The 2,748-nt window shown below is 58.2% G+C and carries 3 protein-coding genes; all 3 read left to right on the top strand.

Annotated elements, in window-relative coordinates; all coding sequences use genetic code 11:
- On the top strand, window positions 1-988 hold a 988-nt coding region (locus tag SMC5_RS08285), incomplete at its 5' end, for an ABC transporter permease (protein ID WP_133299191.1).
- The gene (locus SMC5_RS08280) at window positions 985-1,878 is read left to right on the top strand and encodes an ABC transporter permease (RefSeq protein WP_119120332.1); all 894 of its coding nucleotides are present in this window, start codon (window positions 985-987) and stop codon (window positions 1,876-1,878) included. The genes SMC5_RS08285 and SMC5_RS08280, both read left to right, overlap by 4 nt.
- The coding region (locus SMC5_RS08275) for an ADP-ribosylglycohydrolase family protein (protein ID WP_133299190.1) at window positions 1,875-2,748 on the top strand (874 nt) is incomplete at its 3' end. The genes SMC5_RS08280 and SMC5_RS08275, both read left to right, overlap by 4 nt.

Below are 2,748 nucleotides of genomic sequence, written 5' to 3'. Positions count from 1 at the left end.
CATTGGAGCGCTCGTGCTGGCGCTTCAGGGGTTCAATCCGGTTGCGACCTACGGTGCACTGCTCCAGTACTCGTTGTTCAGTGCGTCGGGATTCACTGCTACGTTGACGCGAGCCGTTCCCCTGATCCTGACAGGACTCTCAGCTTCGATCGCGTTTGCTTCCGGCCCCGTGAACCTTGGACAGCCGGGTCAGCTCGAGATGGGGGCCTTGGGTGCGACACTGATCGGGTTGTTCGTCCACCTGCCTTCAGCATTCCTTATCCCGCTTTGTATCCTGGCAGCCTTGGTTGGTGGGGCGTTATGGTCGGGGCTTGCGGCGCTGCTCAGACGCGCTTTCGCCATGGATGAGTTCATTGTCACGCTCATGCTCAACTTCATCGCTGACTACTTCGCATTGTGGGTCATCACGTACCCGCTGTTTGACCCCTCAGCTTCGAGTCCCATGACCAGGTCCATCAACACCGCTGCATGGCTGCCCGATCTGGGAGGGGTGAACACAAGTGTATTGTTTATGGTGCTTGCAGCAGTTGTCTGCTGGCTGATCATGAGTAGAGGCCGCAGTGGGTATGAATGGCGCATGACCGGGCAGAACCCACTGTTTGCGAGGATCGGCGGATGCAAGGTGGACGCCAACTATGTCCGCGTCATGCTGGTCACCGGAGCCCTCGCGGGGCTTGCCGGAGGGCTGATGATCATGGGTGGCCCCCATCGTTTTGTCAAGGGGCTGGGCGCTAACTATGCCTGGGACGGTATCATGATTGCAGTCGTAGCCAGCAATGGCATCTCGGGGACGTTCCTCTATGGGTTGCTCTTCAGCGCATTGCAACAGGGCGCCATCGGTATGGAACTCGTCACTGCCGTTCCTTCCGAGTTCATCGACGTGCTGCAGGCAGTCATCGTTCTGGTTGTGGTCGCAGGCAGGGTTTCACTGAACATGGTGTTTGACCGCTTGGCGACCCGGCGAAAACTGAAGGAGAGGGCTCAGTGAATGTCCTGTTCGGGCTTGTCTCGGCCATGCTCGTCGGAGCCACCCCGATCCTGCTTGCGGCTATTGGTGGGACATTCACCTTCTATGCCGGTATCTTCAACATTGCCATGGAAGGAATGATGCTGGTCGGTGCGTTCTGTGCTGTTCTCGGGTCGTTCTTCCTGCACAGCTGGTTCCTTGGCGTTCTGTGCGCGATAGCCGGGGCGCTGGTCATAGCTGCTATCTTCGTTCTGTTTGCAGTGAGACTCCATACCGATGAGTTCTTGACGGGCATAGCGCTGAACCTGTTCGCGGTGGGCCTGACGACGTTCCTGCTGCGCGATATCTTTCACGTCAAGGGAGCCTTTACCGATGCAGGCATCCACGCGATTCCAGCCGTGAAGCTGCCGCTGATCGATGGCATTCCCTATCTGGGCAGGTTGCTGAGCGGGTACAACCTCATCGTTTACGTCGCCGTCCTGGCAACCGTGCTCTCCGCGTTCGTCATCTTCAGGACTCGTTTCGGGCTCCGGCTCCGCGCCGCAGGTTACAATGCCGCGTGTCTGAGTTCGAGTGGTGTTCCGGCATCGGCTATACGTATCTGGTCACTCATTGTGTGCGCTGTATGCTGTGGTCTCGCGGGCGCGTATCTCTCTCTTGGCTACGTGCGGCTGTTTTCCGAGAACATGTCCGCTGGACGTGGCTGGATCTCGCTGACGGCAGTCATTCTCGTCAGTGGGAATCCCTGGGGCATCGCGATCATCTCTCTCGTGTTTGGGTTCTTCGACGGACTGACGGTGTTTCTGCAGGGCAGTCGCATCCCCACACAGTTCACGGCCATGATCCCCTACGTCGCGACACTTGGTTCCCTGTACCTGTATTCCGTTCGCAAGAGAAGGAGGCAGGCATGAGAATCGAGGCATGGCAGGAGGAACGTGACGTACGGCGTTCTGCCGTTCCGCTGGACCGGCGCCTGCATCCAAGCAACTGGTCTGAGCAGACCGTAGCCGACAAGGGCCAGGATGAGATGATGTTCATGCTCTGGGAGAGTCGTGTGCCAGGATCAGGTGCTCCCGAGTGTCTCTATCGTGGGGCAGCTCAGTCGATGGAGAATCAGGGCTTCGATGAAAGTGTGGCAGTATCGCTTATCCCGGAAGGCTTACGCTTGGCTCGCACTGGAGACGTTCCTGCGCTGCGCAGACTCACCGCTCATTACCTCGACGCACTGTTTGCTGCACCGCAGGATCCCTTGTGTTCCTACCTCGGGTTCGAATACCCGGTTTCGTGGGACGAAGTTCTGTCTCGCCTGCCTGCGGCTGGCACGCCGCAAGACGAGCAGCCGGATAGTGTCGAGGAGAAGACATTGACTGGATGGGTCGGCCAGCTTGCGGGTGGTGCATTTGGCACTGCCATCGAGGGATATACGGGCCAACGTATCTCAGAGGTCTATGGCGACGTCCGTTCCTATGTCACAGATCCCGAGACGATGAACGACGACGTTGTCTATGAGCTGGCGTTCCTTGACGCGTTCGAGTCACATGGACGCGGTCTTACGTCGCAGGACATTGCCGACGAATGGTTGCGGCAAATACCTTTTGGCTGGTCGGCAGAATGGATTGCTATCCAGAACTTGCGTGCTGGTCTCACTCCGCCCGAATCGGGAAGCTACCGAAATCCGTATTCGGATTGGATTGGTGTTCAGATGCGCGGGATGATTTGCGGGATGCTGGCACCGGGACAGCCACTTGAGGCGGTAAGGCTTGCTCATCTCGACGGGGTCG

It is taken from the genome of Candidatus Cryosericum odellii, assembly GCF_003570935.1.
GTDB classification, from domain to species: Bacteria; Caldisericota; Caldisericia; order Cryosericales; family Cryosericaceae; genus Cryosericum; species Cryosericum odellii.
The sequence above is the reverse complement of the archived record's forward strand: the minus strand, read 5'-3'. Positions and strand labels throughout refer to the sequence as shown.